This is a genomic window from Pseudomonas sp. B12(2026), from assembly GCF_057767015.1.
Genome location: NZ_CM173430.1, coordinates 791,052 through 814,996 on the forward strand (window position 1 = coordinate 791,052; position 23,945 = coordinate 814,996).

Below are 23,945 nucleotides of genomic sequence, written 5' to 3' on the forward strand. Positions count from 1 at the left end.
GTTCACTGGCAATACTCCGGGGGAGGGATGCGCTCAGCGGTTGCCGAGCGCTTCCAGGCGCGCGGCCACCGAGGCTTCGATGCCGGTGGCGTCGAGGCCGCACTCGGCGAGCATCTGCGCGGGCTTGGCGTGTTCCACGTAGTAGTCCGGCAGGCCCAGGTGGAGGATCGGCTGCTGGAGGTTCTCGCGGGCGAGGAATTCGCTGACGGCGGCGCCGGCGCCACCCATCACGGTGTTTTCCTCGACGGTCACCAGCAGCTCGTGGCTGGCGGCCAGCTGGCGCACCAGTTCCTCGTCCAGCGGCTTGACGAAGCGCATGTCGGCGACGCTGGCGTCGAACCGCTCGGCGACTTTCAGCGCCTCGGCCAGCTGCACGCCGAACACCAGGAAGGCGACCTTGCCGGCCTTGCCCTCGCGGCGCAGCACGCCCTTGCCGATTTCCACTGGCGCCAGCGCCCGTTCGATGGAGGCGTTGGGGCCGGTGCCGCGCGGGTAGCGCACCGCCGCCGGCCCGTCGAAGTGATGGCCGGTGGTGAGCAGCTTGCGCAGTTCGTTCTCGTCGCTGGGGGTCATCACCAGCATGCCGGGGATGCAGCGCAGGTAGGAGAGGTCGAAGCTGCCGGCGTGGGTCGGACCGTCTTCGCCCACGAGACCGGCGCGGTCGATGGCGAACAGCACGTCGAGGTTCTGCACCGCGACGTCGTGGATCAGCTGGTCGTAGCCGCGCTGCAGGAAGGTGGAGTAGATCGCCACCACCGGCTTGGCGCCGTCGCAGGCCATGCCGGCCGCCAGCGTCACGGCGTGCTGTTCGGCGATGGCGACGTCGAAGTAGCGGTCCGGGAACCTGTCGGCGAAGGCCACCAGGTCCGAGCCTTCCTTCATCGCCGGGGTGATGCCGACCAGGCGCGGGTCCTCGGCGGCCATGTCGCACAGCCACTGGCCGAACACGCCGGAGTACTTCGGTCCGCCGGCCTTCTTCGGCGCGGCGTGGGCGGCGGCGCCCTCGGGTTCCAGCTTGGTGATGGCGTGGTAGCCGATGGGGTCGATCTCGGCCGGGCCGAAGCCCTTGCCCTTCTTGGTCACCACATGCAGGAACTGCGGGCCCTTGAGGTCGCGCATGTTGCGCAGGGTGGCGATCAGGGTCGGCAGGTCGTGGCCGTCGATCGGGCCGATGTAGTTCCAGCCCAGCTCCTCGAAGAGCGTGCCGGGGACCAGCATGCCCTTGGCGTATTCCTCGGTGCGGCGGGCGATCTCCCAGGCGCCGGGCAGGCGCGAAAGCACCTTCTTGCTGCCTTCGCGCATGCTGCTGTAGGTGCGGCTGGAGAGGATCTTGGCCAGGTAGTTGGACAGGCCGCCGACGTTGTGCGAGATCGACATGTCGTTGTCGTTGAGGACCACCAGCATGTCGGCCTTGACGTCCGACGCGTGGTTGAGCGCCTCGAAGGCCATGCCGGCGGTCAGCGCGCCGTCGCCGATCACCGCCACCGACTTGCGGCCCGAGCCCTGCATGCGCGCGGCAATGGCCATGCCGAGGGCGGCGCTGATGGAGGTGCTGGAGTGGCCGACACCAAAGGTGTCGTACTCGCTCTCCGAGCGGCGCGGGAAGGCGGCCAGGCCGTCCTTCTGGCGCAGGGTGCCCATGCGCTCGCGGCGGCCGGTGAGGATCTTGTGCGGGTAGGCCTGGTGGCCGACGTCCCACACCAGGCGGTCGTCCGGGGTGTCGAAGACGTAGTGCAGGGCGATCGTCAGTTCGATCACGCCGAGCCCGGCGCCGAAGTGGCCGCCGGTCTGGCCGACGCTGTACAACAGGTACTGGCGCAGTTCGTCAGCGAGGGTCAGCAGCTCCGCTTCGCCCAGCCGGCGCAGTTCGACCGGCGTGCTGGCGCGGTCGAGCAGGGGCGTGGCGGGGCGCACGCGGGGAATCTCGTGGAACGTCGTGGGCATCAGGCTGATCGTTATGGAAGGCGAAGATGCGGCAGTTTACCCGAAGCACCGGATTGCCCCAAGCAACGCGGGGCCTATCCTTTTACCGACCGGATGGTCGGAGCGCCGCCCGGAGCCTGTGCCGAAATCGTCGCCGGGGTCGCCGATTGCACGCAAGCGGCGCGCCGCCTGAGCGGCCACTGTAGACCTGACCGGTCCGGCGGCGGATTGCCGCAGCGGACGGAAACGACTGTAACGATGGAGGAGGACGGCGTGACCCGAATGAGCCTGGAAGAACTGCGCGAACTGGCGGTGGCGATCCTGCGCCGGCATGGTTTCAGCGAGCCCCACGTGCAGGCGGTGGCCGAGACCGTGCTGGCCGGCGAGCGCGACGGCTGCACGTCCCACGGTGTCTGGCGGCTGCTCGGCTGCATCCACACGGCGCGCGTCGGCAAGGTCGTGCGCGATGCCGTGCCGGAATTGTCGGAGCCCGCGCCGGCGCTGGTGCGCGTGGATGCCAGGGGTGGTTTCTCGCAGTGCGCCTTCGACCTCGGCCTGCCGAAGCTGGTGGAGAAGGCGCGCAGCCAGGGCATCGCCGCGCTGGCGATCAACCATTGCGTGCACTTCTCGGCGCTGTGGGTGGAGATCGAGCGGATCACCGCCCACGGCCTGGTCGCGCTGGCGGTCACGCCGGCCCAGGCCTACGTGGCGCCGGCTGGCGGCACGCGGCCGTTGTTCGGCACCAATCCCATCGCGTTCGGCTGGCCGCGTGGCGGGCAGAATCCCTATGTCTTCGACTTCGCCACCAGCGCCGTGGCGCGCGGGGAAATCCAGCTGCACGAGCGCGAGGGCAAGGCGATCCCGCCGGGCTGGGGCATCGATGCCGAAGGCAATCCCAGCACCGACCCCAGCGCCGTGCTCGACGGCGCCATGCTGACCTTCGGCGGGCACAAGGGCTCGGCGCTGGCGACCATGGTCGAGCTGATCGCCGGCCCGCTGATCGGCGACCTGACCAGCGCCGAAGCCACGGTCTTCGATGCCGGGACGAAATCCTCGCCCTACCACGGCGAATTGCTGATCGCCCTCGACCCGGCGCGCTTCCTCGGCGCGGATGCCCCGCAGCATCTGGCGCGGGCGGAGACGCTGTTCGAATCCATCGTCGACATGGGCGCGCGCCTGCCGTCGCAGCGCCGCTTTGCCGCGCGCAAGCGCAGCCTGGCGGAGGGTGTGGAGATCAGCGATTCGCTGGTTGCCGACCTGCGCCAGTTGCTGGAATAGCACGCGGCGCCTTCCCTGTAGGAGCGGACCTTGTCCGCGATTTGCATCGCGCTGGTGCTGATCGCGGACGGAGTCCGCTCCTACGAAGAGCCTGCTCCGGCGTTGCGCGTAGAAAGCTTTGTATGGTGTGTATGCGCCGCTTCGGTGTGTGCTGGGAGATTTGGTTTCGCCCTCCCGGGCGAGTCCCTTTTGGGGCCCCAAAAGGAACCAAAAGGGCCCGTCCCGACATCCGGGTCTTCGCTTCGCTCAGACTGCCCTCGCTCCGGTATTGCTCCGAGGGTCGGCTTGCAAGGGCCGTCCCTGGCCCTTCAAGCCTCTCGCGGTATCCATGCCGCTCGCCCCTCTGCGCAATACCTCCACTCGGCCTCCTGACGGGACTCTGCGCGCGCCTGAAACCTTGGCTGCCCCATGCTGGGAGCGGCTTTTCGTAGGATGGCGTGGAGCGAAGCGATACCCATCAGTGCGTAGGGTGGATGTCGCTGTTTACATCCACCATGACGCCTGAGCTGGGCGCCGATGGTGGACATGAAGAGCGATGTCCACCCTACGAAAAGCAGGAACATCGCGGACGGAGTCCGCTCCTACGCAGAGCAAAAGCCGCGCATAAAAAAGCCCCGGCGCACGGCCGGGGCTGATCGTCGGTGCGGGACTGGCCGACTTTCACTCCCCCACCGACGAACCCTCAGCGGGCCAGCGGCTCGCGCGTCGTCTCGCCGTCCACCAGGCGCGCGATGCCCAGCGGGTTGGCGTCCTTCAACGCCTCGGGCAGCAGCGCGTCGGGGTAGTTCTGGTAGCACACCGGGCGCAGGAAGCGGTCGATGGCCAAGCTGCCCACCGAGGTCCCGCGCGCGTCGGAGGTGGCCGGGTACGGGCCGCCGTGGACCATCGCGTCGCAGACTTCCACCCCGGTCGGGTAGCCGTTGACCAGCAGGCGGCCGGCCTTGCGCTCCAGCAGCGGCACCAGCGCGGCGAAGCGCGCGAAGTCGTCCGGCTCGGCGATCAGGGTCGCGGTGAGCTGGCCGTGCAGGCTCTCCAGCGCGCGGCGCAGTTCGGCCTCGTCGGCCACTTCGACGACGACGGTGGTCGGGCCGAAGACCTCCTCCTGCAGCAGCTCCTCGCCGTCCAGCAGCAGGCGCACATCGGCCTGGAACAGCTGCGGCCGCGCCTGCCGGCCTTCCTGCGCCTGCCCGGCGAGGTGGCGCACGCCGGGATGGGCGTTGAGGCGCGCCAGGCCCTGCTCGTAGCTCTTCAGGGTGCCGGCGTTGAGCATGGTCTGCGCCGGGCGCTGGCCGATCTCGGCGATCAGGTTGGCGACGAACAGGCTGAACGCCGGCGAGGCGATGCCGATGACCAGCCCGGGGTTGGTGCAGAACTGGCCGCAGCCGAGCACCACCGAGTCGGCCAGTTCGCGGGCGACCTGCTCGCCGCGCGCGTCCAGCGCCGCCGGCAGCACCAGCACCGGGTTGATGCTGCTCATCTCGGCGAACACCGGGATCGGCTGCGGGCGGGCGGCGGCCAGGTCGCACAGCGCGCGGCCGCCCCTGAGCGAGCCGGTGAAACCGACCGCCTGGATCGCCGGGTGCTTCACCAGCGCCTCGCCGACGCCGCCACCGTAGATCATGTTGAATACGCCGGCCGGCATGCCGGTGGCTTCGGCGGCGCGGATGATGGCTTCGCCGACCCGTTCGGCGGTGGCCATGTGGCCGCTGTGGGCCTTCACCACGACCGGGCAGCCGGCGGCCAGCGCGGCGGCGGTATCACCGCCGGCGGTGGAGAAGGCCAGGGGGAAGTTGCTGGCGCCGAACACCGCCACGGCGCCGACGCCGGTGCGGTACTGGCGCAGGTCCGGACGTGGCAGCGGCTGGCGCTCAGGCAGCGCGCGGTCGATGCGCGCGCCGAGGAAGTCGCCACGGCGCAGTACTTTGGCGAACAGGCGCATCTGGTTGGCGGTGCGCCCGCGCTCGCCCTGGATGCGCGCGGCGGGCAGCGCGGTCTCGCGGCAGACGGTGGCGATGAAGTCGTCGCCGAGGGCTTCCAGCTCGCTGGCGATGGCGTCGAGGAACTGCGCGCGGCGTTCCGGCGACAACGCGCTGTAGGCCGGGAAGGCAGCCTCGGCGGCGCGGGCGGCGGCGTCGACTTCCTCGGGCGTGGCCTGGATGAATTCGCGGGGCAGGGCCTCGCCGGTGCTGGCGTCGAGGCTCTGCAGGCGGATGCTGCCGGCGCCGACGCGGCGGCCGGCGATGAAGTTCTGGGCGGTCATGGTTGGGCGTCTCTGGTCGTCGATCGATAGCGAAGAGCCCCCTCACCCTGACCCTCTCCCAGAGGGAGAGGGGGCCGTCCGTGCCGGTTGGAGCCTTGGTCTCAGCCGGCACGATCTACGCTCTCTCCTCCTGGGAGAGGGCGGGGGTGAGGGTGTTCCAGTTAGAGCCCCACGTCCGGCAGCTTCGGCCGGTTGGCCAGCGCCTTGGCCATGATCCGCTCGACGTGCTCGCGGTCGGCGCCCTGCAGCGCCAGGCGCGGCGGACGGGTGAGGGCGGTGCCGCGGCCGGCGATCTCTTCGCAGAGCTTGATGCACTGCACCAGGTCCGGGCGGGCGTCGAGGTGGAGGATCGGCATCAGCCATTCGTAGATCGGCATGGCCTCTTCGAAACGACCGGCCTTGCACAGGCGGAAGATGGTCTCGCCTTCCTGCGGGAAGACGTTGGACATGCCGGAAATCCAGCCCTCGGCGCCCACCGCGATGCTCTCCAGCACCACGTCGTCGAGGCCGGCGAAGAGGATGAAGCGGTCGCCCACTTCATTGCGCACGTCGATGAAGCGGCGGGTGTCGCCGGAGCTGTCCTTGAAGCAGACGATGTTCTCGCAGTCGGCCAGGGAGATGAGGATGTCCGGGGTGACGTCGTTCTTGTAGATCGGCGGGTTGTTGTAGACCATCACTGGCAGGTCGGTGCTGGTGGCCACGCTGCGGAAGTGCGCGGCGGTTTCGAACGGCTTCGAGGAGTAGACCAGCGCCGGCATCACCATCAGGCCGTCGACGCCGACCTTCTGCACCGCCTTGGCCACCTGCGAGGCGCCGTGGCTGGTGAACTCGGCGATGCCGCAGATCACCGGCACGCGGCCGCCGGAGGCGTCCTTGGCGACTTCGGTGACGGCCATCTTCTCCTCGATGGTCAGGGACGTGTTCTCGCCCACGCTGCCGCACACCACCAGGCCCGATACGCCGTCGCGCACCAGGTTGGAGATCACCTTGTGGGTGGCTTCCAGGTTGACCGAGAAATCGGCGTTGAATTGAGTGGTCACCGCGGGGAAGACGCCACTCCAATTGACCTTCTTGCTCATGTTGCCTCCAATTGTCGTATTTCGTATACGAAATGTCTGAAGAAAATCCCGGACATTTCGTCGTCGGGTGCCGCTGCGCGGCGAATCAGGGTTGATGGGAAATCAGAAACCGTTCGGCCAGGTGTCGGACAGCCGGTAGCCCTGGGGCCACGGATCGTCCGGGTCGAGCAGGTGCTGGTGGGTGCCGGTGATCCAGGCGCGTCCGGCGATGCGCGGGTGGATGGCCGGCTTGCCGCCGACTTCGGTGAGACCGTCGATGCGGCAGTGGAACTGCGAGTCGATGATCGAGTGGCCGACGAAGCGTTCGCCGTCCTTCATCTGGCCCTTGGCATGCAGCACCGCCATGCGCGCCGAGCAACCGGTGCCGCAGGGCGAGCGGTCGATCTTGCCGGGGCGGATCACCACCGCGTTGCGCCCGTGCAGCACGCCGTCGCGGCGTTCCACCGGGGCGGCCAGCTGGCAGAAGGAGATGTGCGCCCAGTCGGGGTTTTCCGGGTGAAGGAAGCCCAACTGCTGGTTGGCGGCGCGGGTGATCTTCATCCCGGTGGCGACCAGCTCGGCGGCCTCCGAGGCGTGCAGGCTGAAGCCCAGGGCATGGGCGTCGGCGATGACGAAGCTGTCGCCGCCGTAGGCGGTGTCCACCTGCAGCGAGCCGAGGCCTTCCACTTCGATCCAGGCGTCGAGCTTGTCGGCGAAGGACGGCAGGTTGCGCACCTCGACGCGCTGCACCTTGCCGTTCTTGCAGTCGGCCACGGCCTCGATCAGCCCGCCGGGGGCTTCCAGGGTCAGGCGGGTCTGCGGCTCCTGCATCGGCAGGATGCCGCTGTCGAGCAGCACGGTGCTCACGCACAGCGAGTTGGAGCCGGACATCGGCGGGGTGTCCGCCGGCTCCATGATGATCCAGGCCATCTGCGCGCGCGGGTCCTTGGCCGGGACCAGCAGGTTCACATGGCGGAACACGCCGCCGCGCGGCTCGTTGAGGACGAAGTTGCGCAGCGTCTCGTCGCTGGCGATCCAGCGCGACTGCGCCCAGACGGTGTCGCCCGGCGGCGGGGCGACGCCGCCGACGATGACGTCGCCGACCTCGCCTTCGGCGTGGCAGCTGACCACGTGGATGATCTTGCTTGAACGCATGTCGGTCTCCTGTGCGGTTGGGCCTTGGGATTCCCGCGCCCGCCGGGCGCGGGCGCTGTCAGTTCACCGAGCGGAGGAACTCCGCCGTTTCCGGCCGTTGCGGATTGCCGATCACCTGCTCCGGCGTGCCGATCTCGTGGACCAGCCCGTCGCGGAAGAACGCCACCCGGTCGGACACGTCGCGGGCGAAGCGGATCTCGTGGGTGACCAGCACCATGGTCATGCCTTCCTCGGCGAGCAGGCGCATGGTGTCGAGCACCTCGCCCACCAGCTGCGGGTCGAGCGCCGAGGTGGCCTCGTCGAACAGCATGTAGTCCGGCGACATGGCCAGCGCGCGGGCGATCGCCATGCGCTGCTGCTGGCCGCCGGAGAGCTTGTTGGGGAACACCTTGAGCTTGTCGCCCAGGCCCACGTGCTTGAGCTGCTTCACCGCCATCGCCTCGGCCTGTTCCTTGGACAGGCCGAGCACCTTGCGCGGGGCGAGCATGACGTTCTCCAGCACGGTCAGGTGCGGGAAGGCGTTCCACTGCTGGAAGACGATGCCGATCTTCTGCCGCAGCTTGTTCAGGTCGGTGCCCCTGGCGTGGACCTCGATGCCGTCGACGCGGATGCTGCCCTTCTGGATCGGCTCCAGGCCGTTGATGCACATCAGCAGGGTGGACTTGCCCGAACCCGAGCCGCCGATGATCGAGACCACTTCGCCCTTCTTCACGGTCAGGCTGACGCCCTTGACCACTTCGAGTTCGCCGTAGGCTTTGTGCACGTTGTCGATTTCAATCATTTTCCTGCCACCTTCTTTCAAGACGGGTGCCGAGGCGCGCCACCACCCAGCTCATGACGTAGTAGATGACCCCGGCGATGCACAGCACCAGCAGGGGCTCCTGAATGCGCGTGACGATGGTCTGCGAGGCGCGCAGCAGCTCGACGATGCCGATCCACATGACCAGCGCGGTGTCCTTCATCACCCCCAGCACCAGGTTCAGCCAGCCGGGGAAGGCCACGCGCGCGGCCAGCGGCAGGACGATGTAGCGCAGGTCCTGCCAGTAGGTCATGCCCAGCGAGCGGCTGGCGCGGCGCAGGTTGGGCTGCACGGCGAGGATGCCGCTGCGGATGATCTCGGTGCAGAACGCCGCCGCGTACACGCCCAGTACCAGGCAGCCGACGGTGAAGGCCGTCCAGTTCAGCCCGGCGATGCTTTTCAGCGAGTTGAACAGGACGAACTGGATCAGCAGCGGCACGCTGCGGAAGATGTCGAGGAACCAGCCGACCGGCATCGTGGCCCGCGGCAGGGCGGCGCGCAGCCAGCCCAGCGCGATGCCGGCGAGGGTGCCGATGAGCATGGCGCCGACGGTCAGCTTGACGGTGACCCAGGCTCCTTGCAGCAGGAACATCAGGTCGCCTGTGGTGAAGCTCGAGGAAAACATGCGTGCTTCTCCTAGTAGCGGAACAGCCGCCAGCTCAACAGGCGGGCGACCGCCACGATGACCTTGGCGATGAGGTAATAGAGCACCGCGGCCAGGGCGAAGTACTCGAAGGTGCGGAAGGTGCGCACGTTGAAGTCCTGGGTCACGCCGGTGAGGTCGTTGTTCAGGCCCACCACCACGCCCAGCGAGGTCATCAGCACCGCCCAGACCATCTGGTTGGTCAGCGGGTAATAGACGATGCGCAGCAGCTGCGGAATGACGATCAGCCGGTACGCCTGGAAGGCGCTCATGCCCAGCGAGCGCGCGGCGCGCATCTGGGTGTCCGGCACGGCCTTGAGGCCGCCGCGGAAGTTCTCCGCCAGGTAGCCGGCGTTGTTGAAGGTGATCCCCGCCAGCAGCGCCGCCCAGGAGCTGACGTGCAGGCCGAAGGAGCCCAGGCCGAAGTAGAGGATGTAGATCTGGAACAGCGACGGGGTGTTGCGCGCGATCGACACCCAGGTGTTGGCGAAGCCGCTCAGGAACGGGTTCTTCATCGGCCGCATGACGGTCAGCAGCAGGGCGATGAGCACCCCCAGGATCATCGACAGGGCAGCGGTCTCCAGGGTCACCAAGGCGCCGCCGAGCATGTCCGGCAGGGCCTTGAAGGCGGAGCGCCAGTGGAAGCTGTAGTTGAACATCAGCGCTCCTCCCCGATCAGCCAGGCCGGTACGCCGCCGTCGCCGCGACCGCTGCAGGCCGCCTCGACGCAGGCGGCCAGGCTGCCGAAATGCACCTGGCGGCCGGCCAGGCCCGGGCCGTAGTGGGCGTACTTCGCCGAGTTGGTGATCAGCGTGGTGCAGTGCGGCGGGATGATCGGCTCGCCGAGCATGCACCAGCAGGTGTCGTTGACCAGCAGCGCGCCGAAGTCCTGCAGGACCTGCACGTGGCCCGCCGCACGCGCCTGCTCCTGCACGGCGCGGCCCAGGGTGATGACCAGCGCGACGTCCGGATGCTTGCGCCGGCCGGCCAGCAGTTCGGCGACCTTCGCGCATTCGCTGGCGGAGAAGTGCGGGTTGCCCAGGGACACCAGCTGCACGTCCGGCTCGCGCGCGTGGTCCAGCTCGCGCCAGGTGGGGATCAGGTCCGCCGGGGTGATGCGCAACTGCTGGCTCGGCGCCTTGCCACCGAGGGCGGTTTCGACGTCCGGCGCTTCCGGGGTGACGCCGGCGATGTGGAACATCGGCGCGGCGGAGGTCGTGGCGAAGGCTGCGCCAAAGGCTTTCAGCGCGTCGCTGTCCGGCGCCAGCGGCTGCAGGCCGTCGACCACCGGGATGTGGCTGCCGCACAGGGCGCCGATGTGGTAGCCGAGCAGCGGGTAGATCGACTCGTCGTACGCCGCCGGCAGCTCGACGTCGACCCGCAGCGTAGCCAGCCGGCCTTCGTCGCGGTGGCTGCCGACGTTCGGCGCGCGGCCGGTGAGGGCGATGCAGATGTCGAGGTAGTCCGGGTACTTCAGGGTGCGCGCGCCGATCACGCTGTTGGCGTAGACCACGGCGTTGGATTCGGCCCAGACCACCTGGTCGCCGAAGCCCGGCGCGCTGTCCAGCAGGTAAGGCGCGCAGGTGTAGCTGAGCTGCGCGCCCATCGCCATGTAGGCGTCGCCCACCGCGCTGGCGGGCTCGCCGAAGTCCTTGTCGACCCCCAGCTCGCGCCAGCGGCGGTGGTCCACGGAAATCGAATTGAGGGTGGTCGGCACCCGCACCCGGGCGCCCCAGTCCACCAGCTGGCGGGCGAAGCGCAGGCTCGCCGGGCCGGTGTAGATGCAGCCGTCGATGTGCGCCTGGGCGACATCGAGCAGGTCCTTCGCGCCTTGCAGCGCGGCCATGCGCAGGACGATCTGCATGGCGGCCTGGGCGGCCTTGCCGTGCGTGCCGTCGAGCAGCGCGCGGTCGCCTTCGCTGAGCGCCAGGCCTTCCGGCAACGGGCCGGCGTCGCTGGCCATCACGCCCTGCCAGCCATCGGCAGGGCGCTTGGCCGTGAGTGTCAGCTTTCCGTCTTCGACGCGGGCCCAGCCGCCGCCGGACAACTGCCCGAAGCCCTCGCTGCCTAAGCACAGCACCGGGATGGCGCGGCCGAACAGCACCTGCGCCACCAGCACGCCGAGGGTGAGGATCTCGTCCGGCTCGGCCAGCAGCAGCGCCGCCGGCGCGTGGCCGTTGAGCAGCATCTCCAGCATCACGCTGCTGCCGGTACAGGAGCCGCGTCCGCTGGGAATCGCCAGCACCCGGCCGGGCAGAAGACTGCCGCTGAGCGGATGGTGGCGGTCGATGACCTCGCCGCTGAAGGGCTCTACGCCACCCCAGAAGCTCAGTCCGGTGTCGGCATGGAGTAGCGCCCCTTCGGCGCTACCCCCCATCAGGACCCGCCCGGTAAGGCTGGCGTCCCGCACCTGTGAAGCCTGCATCGAAGACATGTTGCGCCCGCCGTCAGTAGTACACGTTGGGAACGGTGAGATCGACCGGCTTGCCACCGACCCACTTCTCGTACAGCTCGGCGTAGCGACCGGTGCGGACCTGCTGGTTGACGAAGAGGTTGAGGTAGTGGATCAGGCCGTACTCGTTGCGCGCGGCGGCCAGCGACACGTAGTCGATGACATAGGGCGCGTTGCCCGCCACTTTCAGGCCCTTGTACTTGCCGGACTTGAGGGTGGAAGCGGCGACGGTGTTGGTGACCACGGTGGCGTCGATGTGGCCCTGGGCGACGGCGAGGATGGTGTCGTTCTGGGTCTGGTAGGCGCGGAAGCTGCCGTTACCCCACTTCTTCACGTCCTTTTCCAGGGCGATGGCTTCGTAGGTGCCGCTGGTGTTGCCCACCGGGCGCCCCTTGATGTCGTCGTAGGTGTTGATGCCGGTGTCCTCGCGGGTCAGCACCACCATCTGGAAGGCGAAGTAGGGGATGGTCATGGCCACGGTCTTGGCGCGCTCCAGGGTGTCGGAGGTGGAGGCGACGATGACGTCGGCGCGGCCGGAGACCAGTGCGGGAATGCGGTCGGGGAAGGGCGTCTCGACGACTTCGGCGGTCACGCCGAGGACCTTCGCCAGGTCGTTGCAATAGTCGACGTCGAAGCCCACCGGATTGTTCTGCGCATCGCGCGAGCCCATGGGCGGGAAGTCCAGGGTCACCGCGCAGCGCAGCTTGCCGGATTCGATGATGTCGTCGAGTTTGTCGGCCTGAGCCTGGCCGACGAGGAAGGTACTGGCAACAGCGGTGAGGGCGACAGCGATTCGGGTGAATTTCATGGGGGCCTCTCTGAGTCAGTATTGGGCAGGTATCGTTGTTGTACTTTGGATTTCGTATACGATATTTGCTAGAGCAAGGCATGTGCCAGAAATCACGGAAACGGGACTGCCGGGACGCAGGCCCCGCCGTTGATGGGGCGAGCCGCCGGGATGCAGGCAGGCGGCTGAAGGAAATTTCTGAAGGCTGTTACCAAATGAAGCAGGCGCGTGTTCCGCTGCCCCCAATGGGAGCACTGCGGATCAGCGCAGCGCGGCCTGGGACTCGCGGTACTGGCTCGGCGAAAGTCCGGTGAGCGCGCGGAACTGTCGGCTGAAGGCGCTGTGGTCAGTGTAGCCGCAGCGCAGCGCGATCTCGGTGATCGGCAGATCTTCCGCCAGCAGGCGGGTGGCGGCGCCCAGGCGCGCCTTGTGGATCATCTGCCGGGGCGTGAGCTGGAAGATGCGCTTGCAGTGGCGCTCCAGCTGGGCGACGGACAGCCCGGCCAGCTCGGTCAGCTCGCCGAGGTTGATCGGCTTGTCGAAGTGCTCGCGGATATGCGCATCCACCGCGGCCAGCCGCTGGAATGCCGGGTGGGTCGACTGCGCCGCCTGCAGGTCGCTGGAAATCCCCGCCATGCCGATCACCCTGCCGTCCGCATCGCGCAGCGCCAGCTTGTGGGTCAGGCACCAGCCGGGCTGGCGGCCGGGGTAGAGGTGCAGTTCCAGCTGGTCGCTGAGCTGCCCGCCGGTTTCCAGCACGCGGCGGTCCTGTTCGGTGTAGACCGGCCCGAAGCGCGAGGGGAACACCTCCTCGGCGGTACGTCCGAGCAGCTCGCGCGCGTCCTTCACCCCGCAGCGCCGCGCCAGGGTCTGGTTGACCAGCACGTAGCGCGCGCGGGTGTCCTTGATGAAGAACACCACGCCGGGCATGGCATCGAGCAACGGGGCGATCTGTTGCAGGGTCTGCAGCAGGCTGTCCAGGTCGCGGGCGCCCTGGGGGATCAGGTCGTGCATCGGGAAGCGATTCGGCTGACGGAACACGGCTGAAGATACGGGACGAAAGGAATGGGGGAAAGCCATGCGCGCATCCGGAGATGCGCGCATGGGACTCAGTCGTCGGCGAGCTGCAGCAGCGTATCGACGCGCGCCGGGCTGAACGGCGGGCGCGGTGCCGGCGGTTGCCAGCCGAACAGCTGCTGCGCGGCGGCGCCGCACACGCGGCCCTGGCAGGCACCCATGCCGCAGCGGCTGGCGAGCTTGGCGGCGGTCCAGTCCGGCTTGCCGGCGAGGGCGGAGTAGGGCACGTCCTCGCAACGGCAGACCAGGGTATCCGGCTCGGCGAGCTGGTTGAGGCGTGGGTCGAGGGCGAAGTCGCGGCGCAGGGCGTCGGCGAAACCCTGCCAGCGCCGGCGCTGCGACCACAGCGGGCGGGCGCGGTCGTGTTCGCCCACCGCCGCGTGGCCGGCGATGCTGCCTTCCACCAGGGCCAGTTCGGAGCCGCCGAAGCCGGTGCACTCGCCCGCCGCGTAGACGCCGTCGCGGCTGCTCGCCTGCCAGGCATCGACGCGGATCGCGCTGTTTTCGATGATGCAGCCCAGCGCCTGGCCGAGCTGCACGTTGGGGATCAGGCCGAAGCCGCAGGCCAGCCGGTCGCAGGCGATTTCCAGCGTCCTGCCGCCCTGTTTCAGGCGCACGCCTTCGAGGTGGTCGCTGCCCAGCGCGGCGAGCACGTGGCTGCCGGCGCGGTAGGCCGGGTCGTACAGGCCGAAGGATTGCAGCAGCTTGTTCGGCCAGCGCGGCAGCTTCATGGCGAAGCGCGCCAGGGCCGGCCAGGAGGCCTGTTCGGCGATGCGCAGGATGCGCGCGCCGTTGCTGCGGGCGGTGGCGGCGCTGGCAAGCAGCAGCGGGCCGCTGCCGGCGATCACCACGCGCTGCCCGTCCACCGGCAGGCCGCCCTTGACCAGCGCCTGCAGGCCGCCGGCGCCAGTCACGCCGGGCAGCGTCCAGCCGGGGAAGGGCAGCAGCAGTTCGCGGGCGCCGGTGCAGAGAATCAGCTTGCGGTAGTCCAGCCGCCAGCCGCGCTCGGCGTCTTCCAGCAGCAGGCCGCGTTCGCCGGCCAGCGCCACCACGCGGGTGCCGCTGTGTAGCTTGATGTTGGCGCAGGCGGCGACGCGTTCGCGCAGTTCCATGGCGGCGCGCGGCAGCTGCGCGTTGGGGCCGTCGCGCCAGATCTGCCCGCCGGGCAGCGGGTTGTCGTCGAGGATGACGATGCTGGCGCCGCTCGGCGCGGCGGCGAGGGCGGCGGACAGCCCGGCCGGGCCGGCGCCGACGATGACGATATCGGCAGCGATGTTCATGGGCGGGTCTCCACCCGCATGCCGTCGCGGCAGAGGGTCTGGCAGGCCAGGCGGCGCTGGCCGTCGATGCTCACCCGGCACTCCTGGCAGACGCCCATGCCGCACAGCGGCGCGCGGCGCTGGCCGCTGACCGAGGTGCGGGTGGTGCCGTCGCCGGCGAGGGCGAGCGCGGCCGCGACCGTGGTGCCGGCGGCGACGCGCAGGGGCTGGCCGTCGAGGAACAGATCAGGCATGGGCGTTGACTCCGGGGAAGCGACGCGGGGAATAGGGTTCGGCGGCCAGCGGCATCGATTCGTCGCACAGCTGCGCGGCGAGCAGGTCGGCGGTGCCGGGGGCGGTGGTCACGCCCAGGCCTTCGTGGCCGACCGCCAGCCACAGGCCGGGGCGCTGCGGGTGCGCGCCCACCAGCGGCAGGCCGTCCGGGCTGGCGGCGCGGAAACCGGCCCAGCTGCGGATGGCGTTGAGCCCGGCGAGGCCCGGCATGTACTCCACGGCGCGGCGCAGCATCTTCGCCAGCATCCAGCCTTCCACCTGCGGGGCGGTGGTGCCGAACTGCCGCGAGGCGCCGATGAACAGCTGGCCGGTGGGGCGCGGCTGGATGTTGCAGGCCACCGAAGGCCCGCTGGCGTTGTGCGCGCTGGTGACGTAGCCCAGCTCCACCAGCGTGCGGCGGACCTTGCCGGGGTAGCGGTCGGTGATCAGCAGGTGACCCTTCTTCGGCTCGATGGGCAGCTCCGGACACAGCTCGCTGGCCTGGACGCCGTTGGCCAGCACCACGGCCTGGGCGCGCAGCCACTGGCCGTTCTCCAGGCGCACGCGGCGCTCGTCGATTTCCACCACCTTCGCCTGGCGCTGGCGGATCGGCTTGAGCGCCGATTCCAGCAGCCAGGCGGCGGCGCGCGGCGCGTAGAGGATGCCGTCGCCGGTGATCTCCAGGCCGCCGTGCAGGTCGGCGCGCAGCTCGGGTTCGGCCACGCGCAGTTCCGCGCTGTTCAGCAATTGCGCGGCCACGCCGTGCTCGCGCAGCACGGCGAACTTGCGCTCGGCTTCGGCCATCTCTTCGTCATTGGCCGCCAGCCACAGGGTGCCGTTGTTGCGGTAGGCGCACTCAGCCGGCATGTCGTGGTTCCACTCGCGCCAGCGCTGCAGCGAGTAGTCGCTCAGCGCCAGCTCGGCGGGGTTGTCGTCCAGCACCAGCAGGTGGCCCATGCCCACGGCGGTGGCGCCGGGCAGGCGCGCATCCACCACCAGCACGTCCAGCCCGCGCCGGGCCAGGGCGTTGGCGCAGGCGGCGCCGACGATGCCGGCGCCAATGACGATGATGTCGGCGTCGTTCACGAACGGATGCCCCAGGCGAACGGGTCGTCCTCTTCCAGCAGCAGGGTGGCTTCGGCGCTGATGTTGGCGCGGCCGCGGATGGTCGGGATGATGCGCCCCTCGGCCGGTTCGCCGGCCCATTCGAAGCGCCCTTCGAACTGGCTGCCGATCACGCTGGCCTGGCGCCAGGGCTTGCCGGCTTGCAGCTTGCCGTCAGCGGCCAGGCAGGCCAGCTTGGCGCTGGTGCCGGTGCCGCAGGGCGAGCGGTCGTAGGCCTTGCCGGGGCAGAGCACGTAGTTGCGGCTGTCGGCCTCGGGGTCGTCGGCGAACAGCTCGATATGGTCGATCAGCCCACCGTCCTCGCCGCGGATGCCCTGGTCTTCCAGCGCCTTCTGTACGGCGACGGTGTAGGCGGTGAGGGCTTCGAGGTTGTCGCCGGCGACGCGCAGGCCGTGCTCGGCGATCAGGAAGAACCAGTTGCCGCCCCAGGCGATGTCGCCGTGTACCGTGCCGTAGCCCGGCACGTCCACCGGTACCTGGGCGCGGCAGCGGTAGGCGGGCACGTTGCGCACGCTCACCGAGCGGTCGTCGTGCAGGGTCGCCTCGACGGTGCCGACCGGCGTTTCGATCCTGTGCGTGCCGGGGCCGATGCGCCCCAGGTGCGCCAGCGAGACCACCAGGCCGATGGTGCCGTGGCCGCACATGCCGAGGTAGCCGGTGTTGTTGAAGAAGATCACTCCGGCACAGGCGGTCGGGTCCACCGGCTCGCAGAGCAGCGCGCCGACCAGCACGTCGCTGCCGCGCGGCTCCAGCACCGTGGCGGCGCGCCAGGCGTCGTGCTCGCTGGCCAGCCGCTTGCGGCGTTCGGCCATGCTGCCCGTGCCCAGATCGGGAAAGCCGTCGAGCACCAGGCGGGTGGGTTCGCCGCCGGTGTGGGAATCGAGAACCTGGATGCGTTTCATGCTGCCCCCTGGGGTGTCTGGTGATTGACCCTAGGGTGGCGCGGGGCGGGGTTCGGGGCTTGAGGGTTTTCCGTCGGGGCGATGATGAAATCGGCACAGCCCCGGCGTGTCGCTCAGCTCGGCGTCGGTCGGTTCGGCAGGTGTTCGTAGAGGGTGCGGCAGACGCCGTTGATGTGCTCCTCGACCAGCCGCGCGGCCAACTCGCCGTCGCCGGCGCGGCAGGCGTCGAGGATGTCGTGGTGCTCGTGGTCGGCGCGCTCCTTGCCGTCGGACAGGCTCATCTGCATGCGCAGGTAGCGTTCGAGCTTGTCGTGGATCGAGCGGATCAGGCCGACCAGGTAGGGCCGCTGCGCCGGCTCGTAGAGGCAGGCGTGCAGTTCCCAGTTCAGCTCGGCCCAGCGGCCCACGTCATCTTCGCCGACGAACTCGGCACAGATGCGCTCGGCGCGGGCGAAGGTTTCCGCGGTCATGTTCGGCACCGCCAGGCGGATCGCCTGGGCTTCGAGGAGCACCCGCACCTCGAACATCTGCGCCAGTTCCGGCTCGGAAATCTTGGTCACCAGCGCGCCCTTGTTGCGCTGGAACTCCACCAGCCCCTCCGCCTCCAGGCGCTTGAGCGCCTCGCGTACCGGAATCTTGCTGACGTTGAACACCTGGGCGATGTCATCCTGGCGGATCGGCTCGTTTTCCGGCAGTTGTCCGGAAATGATCGCCTCGCGCAGATGCTTGGCGATGATCTCCGACGCGGAAGGGGCGATGCCCAGGTTGGGGGCGTTGCGTAGCGGCACGATGGCGTCCGTCCGGATGGTTTGCGGATATAGTATACGAAATGTAGACGGCACTGGGAGGCCCCCGGCGATCGGGCGCTTCACGGCAATGGACACGCAAGGCGCGTGCCCGGTAACAGGGGCTCAGTTGCGGCGGTCGACGATGTAGCGGGCCAGCGCGCGCAGCGGCTCGGCGGAGTCGCCGAAGCCATCCAGCGCGGCCAGCGCCTGGTCGCGCAGGGCCAGGGCATAGGCCTTGGCGGCGTCGAGGCCGAGCAGGGCGGGGTAGGTGGGTTTGTCGTGGGCCTGGTCCTTGCCCTGGGTCTTGCCGAGGGTGGTGGTGTCGCTTTCCACGTCGAGGATGTCGTCCTGCACCTGGAAGGCCAGGCCGATGGCCTCGGCATAGCGGCGCAGGGCGTCCAGCGCGGTGGCGTCTGCGCGGCCGCTGGCCAGGGCGCCGAGCTGCACGCTGGCCTCGATCAGCGCGCCGGTCTTGTGCCGGTGCATGGTTTCCAGCGCGGCCTGGTCGATCTTGCGGCCGACGGATTCGAGATCGATCGCCTGGCCGCCGACCATTCCGGCGGCACCGGCCGCACGAGTCAGGACCAGCAGCATGTCCAGACGGGTCTGGGCGTCCTGCGGATTGAGTCCGGCGTTACCGATCACCTCAAAGGCCAGCGCCTGCAGGCCGTCGCCAGCGAGGATCGCGCAGGCTTCATCGAAGGCGATATGGGTGGTCGGCTGGCCGCGGCGCAGGTCGTCGTCGTCCATCGCCGGCAGGTCGTCGTGCACCAGCGAATAGGCGTGGATCAGCTCCACCGCGCAGGCCGCGCCATCGGCACGCTCCGCCGCGCCACCCAGCGCCTCGCAGGCCGAGTAGGCCAGCAGCGGACGCACGCGCTTGCCGCCGTTGACCACGCTGTAGCGCATGGCGGCGTAGATGCGGGTGAGTTCTTCTCGGGGGGCGACGAACAGCTTTTCCAGCGCAGCATCGACACGCGCCTGGCAGCGCGCCTGGTAGGCGGCGATCATGCGCCGTCGCCTTCCGGCTCGAAGGGCGCTTCGCTCAGTTCGCCGTCACGCTCCAGCAGGATCTGCACCTTCTGCTCCGCCTGGGTCAGCGCCGCCTGGCACTCCCGGGTCAGGCGAATACCCTGCTCGAAGGCCCCCAGCGAGTCCTCCAGCGACAGCTCGCCGCTTTCCAGACGCTCCACCAGCGTTTGCAGCTCGGCGAGGGACTGTTCGAAGTCGAGGGAAGCTTTCTTGCGGGCCATACGGACATCTCGGCGGGGGTATTCGGAAACCTCGCGACACTAGCAGAGACGGGGGGTGTGGGCAAATGCGATGAGCGCTGCGGAACGCCGCAGGCGGCTTTGTATAAGGGCTGGTGCTTGGGTGTATTCGTTCGTCCGATGCGCTTCGAAGTGGAACCGTACAGGCTCATCCGGTTCTGCCAAGGCATTGAATTGCTCGTGGGTCTGTGCAGACCTTCGCTGTCATCAATTCATGTTCTAGCCATGTGGTTGAGAAAGGGCGGTTATATTTCTATTCTCTGCGCGCCTGGATTGAAGATAAAAAATAAACCTGTTCCCTTTCGCCTTTGTCCCCTTTCGCCTTTGGTTCGATATTTGATTTATTATTTTTCGTCGTCGCTGCATGGCGTGTATTTAAGGGAATTTAGGTCGTCCGCTTTGTATTTTTTGAATTTATAGGTTTCGGCATTAATCAGCGTTGAAATGCTCGTGGGGTGGGTGGGGTTGGTTATCGAATAATTTATGAATGTTTTTTGGTTGGAAATTATGTGGCAGTTGTTTTCCTTTTTGAGATAGGTTTCTGGGGCAGAATTTTCCAGTTGAGAAAGGGTGTTGTATCTTTCGTGTATTTCTATTTCTCCCAAGTTCTCTTTTTTATGTCCAGTGGTTTTTTGTGCTGGGTCAGTTTGGTGATGTCGATACTTGAGACAGCATCCTTCCATTGATCCGTATAGGTATACCCTAGTTCTGCATAGTCTGTGTCAAGTTCCTTGTTGATGTCGCACATGGAGTTTCTTATGGAGATGCCGGTCTGGTTGCTTCTGGTTTCGGCAATGGCACAGTCGATCAGGATCTTTCCGCTTGTTTCCTTCAGAGTATAAATTATGTCCGCTTCGCCGGATGTAAACAGCGCGGGGTTTCCATTTGTCTGGATCAGTTCCCGGTAAACGCCACCCTTGGTCTGCGTGATATCTTTGTAGATCGATGGGGCGGGCTTGCTGTCCAGAATAATGCTGCCTCCATCTCCTTTGACTATTTCCGTGGCATTGGCCGAAACGGTCAGGGGGATCGAGATTGTTATAAGCAGTTTTTTCATCATGGTGCGCTGTTTCTGCGATTCAGGCGTTTTCGGACACTGTCGCGCGTGATTGCGAGTGACCAGGGTTTCCACCCACCGTCGCTGCGTTTTGGCCCGGCAGCGGGTAGTTATCTGGGGTTGCGATGCTGGTCGGATATTCCTGTTTGCAGTTAGTTCATTCTTTCTTTTACCCGCTCAGGGATGAGGTTCTTCTTGTTCTTGCCAATCATCAAGGCTTGGTATTTCGCGTAATAGGCTTTGGCCTTTTCTTTTTCCGAGGGCCAGTAGGCGTCGGCGATGTTCAGATACAAGGGGATGCGCTGCGGGGCGACCTTTTCAATGGGCAGAAGTGTCGAGAGCGCCTGTTCCATTTTGTTCGCCTCAACCAGCACGTAGCCAATGTCGTTGTAGAGCGCAGCGTTTTTTCCGGTAAGAGGATATTTTGGGGTCAGGCTGTCAATCCGCTCGACGGACAGGTACTTTCCAGCTGCCTCGGCAGACTCGCTCTTGAGCAGCTCAAGTGCTATACCATGTGCAAGTTCTAGGGAGTCTGACTGCTGGCCATCAGTGACCAGTTTCAGCTTTTCCTTGAAAAGCTCGGGCCTCTTGTAGAAGTAGAAAGACTCCTCTTCGTCTTCGCTCTGTCCTTCGAATCCAGACAGCGGCTCTTCAGCTGAAGAAAGCACCTGGGTGGTCTTGCCTTTCTTCTCGAATACCTTCGTCTGGAACTGGGTCCCTACGAGGCCAATTCCGCCGTGGTTCATTTTGTAAATGCAAGTAATGGCCAGGATGTCGCCATGAGCCGAGTTTCCAGCCACTGTTGCCACGTTGCCGATTGCCGGATCGCCACCTTCCGGTTCGCAGAAGTTCGCGATCCGCGTGGGCTCGACGGGAGGCTGCGCAACCAGAGTGGCAGACAGCGCTCTATCTCCCGAGGGAAAATCGGAATAAGTGAGCTCGATACGCCTGGCGTCGCCGAAGGGCGGATCAAGATCCAGCGCTGCAGCTGAAACCTGTGCGCTGAATGCGAGAGTAATGGAGAGTGCAACGACCTTTTTTCTCATTTTACCAATTCCCGAATCTTGTTGAATAGTTGCACTCTTTCATTTAGCCCAATGGACCCGCCATTGACCTTTACCGAAACCTCTTTCACGTGTTCGGAGATATTGGCTTCTCCGTGCTCGCTATATGAATTATCAATAAAGCTGTTCATGCTGTTCATTTTCCACCAAGCAAACGCCGATTCGATGCCGTAATCAGTACTTTGCACGATCAAGTCAGGATTCTGGGTGAAATCCTGCGGGTCGCCGGGGTTGTTGGCGTTGTGAATGGCCGTATAGCCTGCGTAGTTGGTCTTTCCCGTTAGCTGAATGATGCCTCGGCCCCTGTATTTGTAGCCGTCGCCGCTGGCCTCATTGCCGTTTCCATTACGACTGGCATAAACATAGTTTCCAAGATTCTCCGGGTTGTGGGCATACGTTGCTTCTTCATCCCAGAGCTTCGGACGGAGGCGAGGCAGGATGATACATTCATCTGTGGCCGAGTTATAACCGGCCTGGTTCTTTCTGCAGCCAAAGGTCTTGCGCATCTGTCTGGCGCTGTAGTTTAGGTTTTCCTGGGTTACTTTGAACCCACTCTCATGGCCTGTCTGGGCGAGTAGGTGGGCGATGCGAAGTTTGGTATTGACCTTGAATTGCTCAGCGTACTTGTTGAGGTACGGGAGAATAGTCTTGTAATGCTCCTCGGAAACAGTCGAGTTGGCCAGTTTCAGCATCTCCAGGGTAATCAGTTCGGTTGAGCTGACGCTGAATCCTTCCAGAAGCGAAATGGGGTGTATGTGCCAACTGTTTCCTGCTGGTATCTGAAGTTTGTCCTTGAGGTTTTCCCACCAGAGCAGGGATTTGATCCTTTCCTTCTCCTGAGTCCAGTCCTTCTCCGCTTCCTTGGCCATGTAGCAATTCAGCGCTTCCCACTTGCTCAGGCCTTCGTCGGCGTACCACTCGCTTTCATACTGAGCGATCAGCCGGCTGATGGACTGCGCGTGCCACGGCTTGGCGAGCGTGTTCTTGATCTCGGTGGCCGTCAGTTTTTCATCCCCGTCGGCATCGATGATCTCGTACAGACGAGTCATGACCGGGCCACCATCGACAGCGTCGACCTGCGCCTTGTAGTTGGTCTTCTCCGCATCATCCAGAACGCCGTCCGTGCTGAGCTTGCACACATACTGGTCGCTTGGCGTGCTGGTTTCCTTGATGAAGTCAAACCCCTCCCAACTCCAGGGATGCAGGCGCGGCGTGATGATTTCGTCTTCCTTCACCCAGCCGCTGAGAGTGTTGCCGTTCTTGCCGGGCAGCTTGTCCAGATGCCACCACTGTTCCGTCGTGGTAGCGCCACCTGTCGTGGTAGTCAGCGTGATCTTCTTATTTGCTGGCAGCGCATTGAGAGCGGCCAGCGGGAAGACCATGTCGTACGCGGTGGGATTGCCGGAATCGGAAGGACGAGGCGGGTTGTCCTTGCTGGCACCCTCCTTGGTGATGACCTTGGTTTCGCGTGGGATTTTCAGCAGCGTCTTCTGTTCCGGCTTGAGCTGATTGGCTCGTGCGCGGCTCTGGGCAACGAAGGTTTCGACGTCGTCGCAGGAGAAGACTTCGAGGTGCAGCAGGTCGTGGGGCTGACCTTGCGAGGCGGCCTGGTACTTGCCGAGGTGACCGATCAACGCGCCGGCCTGAATGGGAACGGGCGGGTCGACGAGGAATACGCTGCCCTTCGCCTGTGGTTCCTTCACGGCTTCCAGATCCTTCACCCACACATATCCTTCGGTGGCCAGTTGTTCGGTGCTCACCGCAGGAACGGCACTGCCGCCGGTGATCGCGATGAGCTTGTGATAGCTCTGGGCAGTGGCGCTGGGCGCGATGCGCACCTGGGTTCCCGCAGGAAGAAGGCCAAGGATAGTGGAGTTTCCGTTCGCGGCGGAACGAATGTTGGCTCCTTTCTGAGTGGGTGTTACCGGGTCATCGGCTTTGTGGTTGACGATGTATTTGCCGTCCCCTAAGTCCTTCAGAACTGTTCCGTTATCGGGGCCCTTGTGAAGGAAGCCGGTGTTTTCCACCAGCCCTGCTACGGCTGGCGTGGCGCGAATGAACTTGAGCCAGTTCGGGTTGGCGCCGGGATCAGGAGTACCAGCTTCAACGATGGTGCCGCGCGGAAGGACGCCCAGCAGCGTGCCATTCGCGGTGGCTCGGACTCTTAGTCCTGCAAGTTTGTCGGGGGCGCTCTGCTTGACGACGCGGGTATCCCCCACCCAGAACGCTGGGCGTTCGAGCTCGGGCTGGTCCTTGTATCCCTGCCAGTCCTTCAGGTGCATGTACAGGCTGTAGAACGTCAGGTCAGGTTCTGGCGCCGGTGGCGCTGCAGGAGCGGGTGTCCCTCCTGCGGGCGGCGTAGCCGGTGCGGCGGTAGGTGCCGGCGGTAGCTCCAGGCGATGTTTCACCAGCACGAAGCCGGTCGAGTAGGTCACCTCTTTGGGAGTGCCGCTCCCGGTGTAGGTGAGCTTCTTGTAGGTCTCGTCGATCCGGTAGGCGACCACCACGCCGTCGGCGATACAGCGCACGGAGGACTGGTCGAGCATCGCCGCGGTGTTCTGGTCGAAGTGCACGCCGCCGTGCCAGAGGCCGTTGCTGGACACGGGGTAATAGCCGCTCTCGGCGGTCGCCAGAGCCTCGTAGTAGACCTGCGGATTGATGACCTCACTGCTGGCGGCGCTACCTTCGCCCTTGGCCTTGAAGGGGTAGGACCAGCGTTCGACTTTCTTCTGTTTTTCCATGGTGATGTTCCGTTTCCAGTTCCGTTGGGCCGG

At 66.3% G+C, this 23,945-nt stretch carries 21 protein-coding genes; 1 reads left to right on the top strand and 20 read right to left on the bottom strand.

Annotated features, from left to right (window positions below):
• Positions 1–33: 33 nt before the first annotated feature.
• Positions 34–1,944 carry a 1-deoxy-D-xylulose-5-phosphate synthase gene (gene dxs / locus AC3B6A_RS03795; RefSeq protein ID WP_488400977.1) on the bottom strand — a complete coding sequence of 637 codons (1,911 nt, stop codon included), beginning with the start codon at positions 1,942–1,944 and terminating at the stop codon, positions 34–36.
• 261 nt (positions 1,945–2,205) lie between these two features.
• Here dxs and AC3B6A_RS03800 point away from each other — a divergent pair, with 261 nt between their 5' ends.
• On the top strand, positions 2,206–3,201 hold the full coding sequence (locus tag AC3B6A_RS03800) for an Ldh family oxidoreductase (RefSeq protein ID WP_488403505.1): 996 nt from the start codon (positions 2,206–2,208) through the stop codon (positions 3,199–3,201).
• Positions 3,202–3,883: 682 nt separating this feature from the next.
• Here AC3B6A_RS03800 and AC3B6A_RS03805 read toward each other — a convergent pair.
• The 19 genes from AC3B6A_RS03805 to AC3B6A_RS03895 all read right to left on the bottom strand — a co-directional run bounded on the left by AC3B6A_RS03805 (position 3,884) and on the right by AC3B6A_RS03895 (position 23,912).
• Complete coding sequence (locus tag AC3B6A_RS03805) at positions 3,884–5,461, bottom strand: aldehyde dehydrogenase (NADP(+)) (protein WP_488400978.1); 1,578 nt, start codon at positions 5,459–5,461, stop codon at positions 3,884–3,886.
• A 161-nt stretch (positions 5,462–5,622) separates the two neighbouring features.
• Positions 5,623–6,540, bottom strand: a complete 918-nt coding sequence (locus AC3B6A_RS03810) for a dihydrodipicolinate synthase family protein (protein WP_488400979.1) — start codon at positions 6,538–6,540, stop codon at positions 5,623–5,625.
• Positions 6,541–6,642: 102 nt separating this feature from the next.
• A complete protein-coding gene (locus AC3B6A_RS03815; protein ID WP_488400980.1) occupies positions 6,643–7,674 on the bottom strand; it encodes a trans-3-hydroxy-L-proline dehydratase in 1,032 nt (343 codons plus the stop codon).
• Between the two features lie 58 nt (positions 7,675–7,732).
• Entirely contained in the window at positions 7,733–8,455 is a 723-nt protein-coding gene (locus AC3B6A_RS03820; RefSeq protein WP_488400981.1) for an amino acid ABC transporter ATP-binding protein, read from the bottom strand.
• Positions 8,448–9,098, bottom strand: coding sequence for an amino acid ABC transporter permease (locus AC3B6A_RS03825; protein ID WP_488400982.1), 651 nt, complete (start codon positions 9,096–9,098; stop codon positions 8,448–8,450). Before AC3B6A_RS03825 ends, AC3B6A_RS03820 begins: the two co-directional genes overlap by 8 nt.
• Before the next feature lie 11 nt (positions 9,099–9,109).
• Complete coding sequence (locus AC3B6A_RS03830) at positions 9,110–9,775, bottom strand: amino acid ABC transporter permease (RefSeq protein WP_488400983.1); 666 nt, start codon at positions 9,773–9,775, stop codon at positions 9,110–9,112.
• Positions 9,775–11,493 (bottom strand): cis-3-hydroxy-L-proline dehydratase, encoded by a 1,719-nt coding sequence (gene lhpI / locus AC3B6A_RS03835; RefSeq protein WP_488403506.1) that lies wholly within the window; start codon positions 11,491–11,493, stop codon positions 9,775–9,777. The genes AC3B6A_RS03830 and lhpI overlap by 1 nt, the downstream gene beginning before the upstream one ends.
• A gap of 70 nt (positions 11,494–11,563) precedes the next feature.
• Positions 11,564–12,376, bottom strand: coding sequence for an ABC transporter substrate-binding protein (locus AC3B6A_RS03840; protein WP_488400984.1), 813 nt, complete (start codon positions 12,374–12,376; stop codon positions 11,564–11,566).
• Positions 12,377–12,616: 240 nt separating this feature from the next.
• Positions 12,617–13,369, bottom strand: a complete 753-nt coding sequence (locus AC3B6A_RS03845) for an AraC family transcriptional regulator (protein ID WP_488400985.1) — start codon at positions 13,367–13,369, stop codon at positions 12,617–12,619.
• A gap of 95 nt (positions 13,370–13,464) precedes the next feature.
• Positions 13,465–14,712, bottom strand: coding sequence for an FAD-dependent oxidoreductase (locus AC3B6A_RS03850; RefSeq protein WP_488400986.1), 1,248 nt, complete (start codon positions 14,710–14,712; stop codon positions 13,465–13,467).
• Entirely contained in the window at positions 14,709–14,945 is a 237-nt protein-coding gene (locus tag AC3B6A_RS03855) for a 2Fe-2S iron-sulfur cluster-binding protein (protein ID WP_488400987.1), read from the bottom strand. The genes AC3B6A_RS03850 and AC3B6A_RS03855 overlap by 4 nt, the downstream gene beginning before the upstream one ends.
• Positions 14,938–16,050, bottom strand: a complete 1,113-nt coding sequence (locus tag AC3B6A_RS03860; RefSeq protein ID WP_488400988.1) for an NAD(P)/FAD-dependent oxidoreductase — start codon at positions 16,048–16,050, stop codon at positions 14,938–14,940. The genes AC3B6A_RS03855 and AC3B6A_RS03860 overlap by 8 nt, the downstream gene beginning before the upstream one ends.
• Positions 16,047–16,991 carry a 4-hydroxyproline epimerase gene (locus AC3B6A_RS03865; protein ID WP_488400989.1) on the bottom strand — a complete coding sequence of 315 codons (945 nt, stop codon included), beginning with the start codon at positions 16,989–16,991 and terminating at the stop codon, positions 16,047–16,049. Before AC3B6A_RS03865 ends, AC3B6A_RS03860 begins: the two co-directional genes overlap by 4 nt.
• 113 nt (positions 16,992–17,104) lie before the next feature.
• Positions 17,105–17,779 carry a GntR family transcriptional regulator gene (locus AC3B6A_RS03870; RefSeq protein ID WP_488400990.1) on the bottom strand — a complete coding sequence of 225 codons (675 nt, stop codon included), beginning with the start codon at positions 17,777–17,779 and terminating at the stop codon, positions 17,105–17,107.
• A gap of 123 nt (positions 17,780–17,902) precedes the next feature.
• Positions 17,903–18,790, bottom strand: coding sequence for a (2E,6E)-farnesyl diphosphate synthase (ispA, locus tag AC3B6A_RS03875; protein ID WP_488400991.1), 888 nt, complete (start codon positions 18,788–18,790; stop codon positions 17,903–17,905).
• Positions 18,787–19,032, bottom strand: coding sequence for an exodeoxyribonuclease VII small subunit (locus tag AC3B6A_RS03880; protein WP_488400992.1), 246 nt, complete (start codon positions 19,030–19,032; stop codon positions 18,787–18,789). The genes ispA and AC3B6A_RS03880 overlap by 4 nt, the downstream gene beginning before the upstream one ends.
• Before the next feature lie 610 nt (positions 19,033–19,642).
• Positions 19,643–20,110 carry a hypothetical protein gene (locus AC3B6A_RS03885; RefSeq protein ID WP_488400993.1) on the bottom strand — a complete coding sequence of 156 codons (468 nt, stop codon included), beginning with the start codon at positions 20,108–20,110 and terminating at the stop codon, positions 19,643–19,645.
• A gap of 149 nt (positions 20,111–20,259) precedes the next feature.
• Positions 20,260–21,153, bottom strand: coding sequence for a tetratricopeptide repeat protein (locus AC3B6A_RS03890; RefSeq protein ID WP_488400994.1), 894 nt, complete (start codon positions 21,151–21,153; stop codon positions 20,260–20,262).
• Positions 21,150–23,912, bottom strand: coding sequence for a glycoside hydrolase family 19 protein (locus AC3B6A_RS03895; RefSeq protein ID WP_488400995.1), 2,763 nt, complete (start codon positions 23,910–23,912; stop codon positions 21,150–21,152). The genes AC3B6A_RS03890 and AC3B6A_RS03895 overlap by 4 nt, the downstream gene beginning before the upstream one ends.
• Positions 23,913–23,945: the final 33 nt, after the last annotated feature.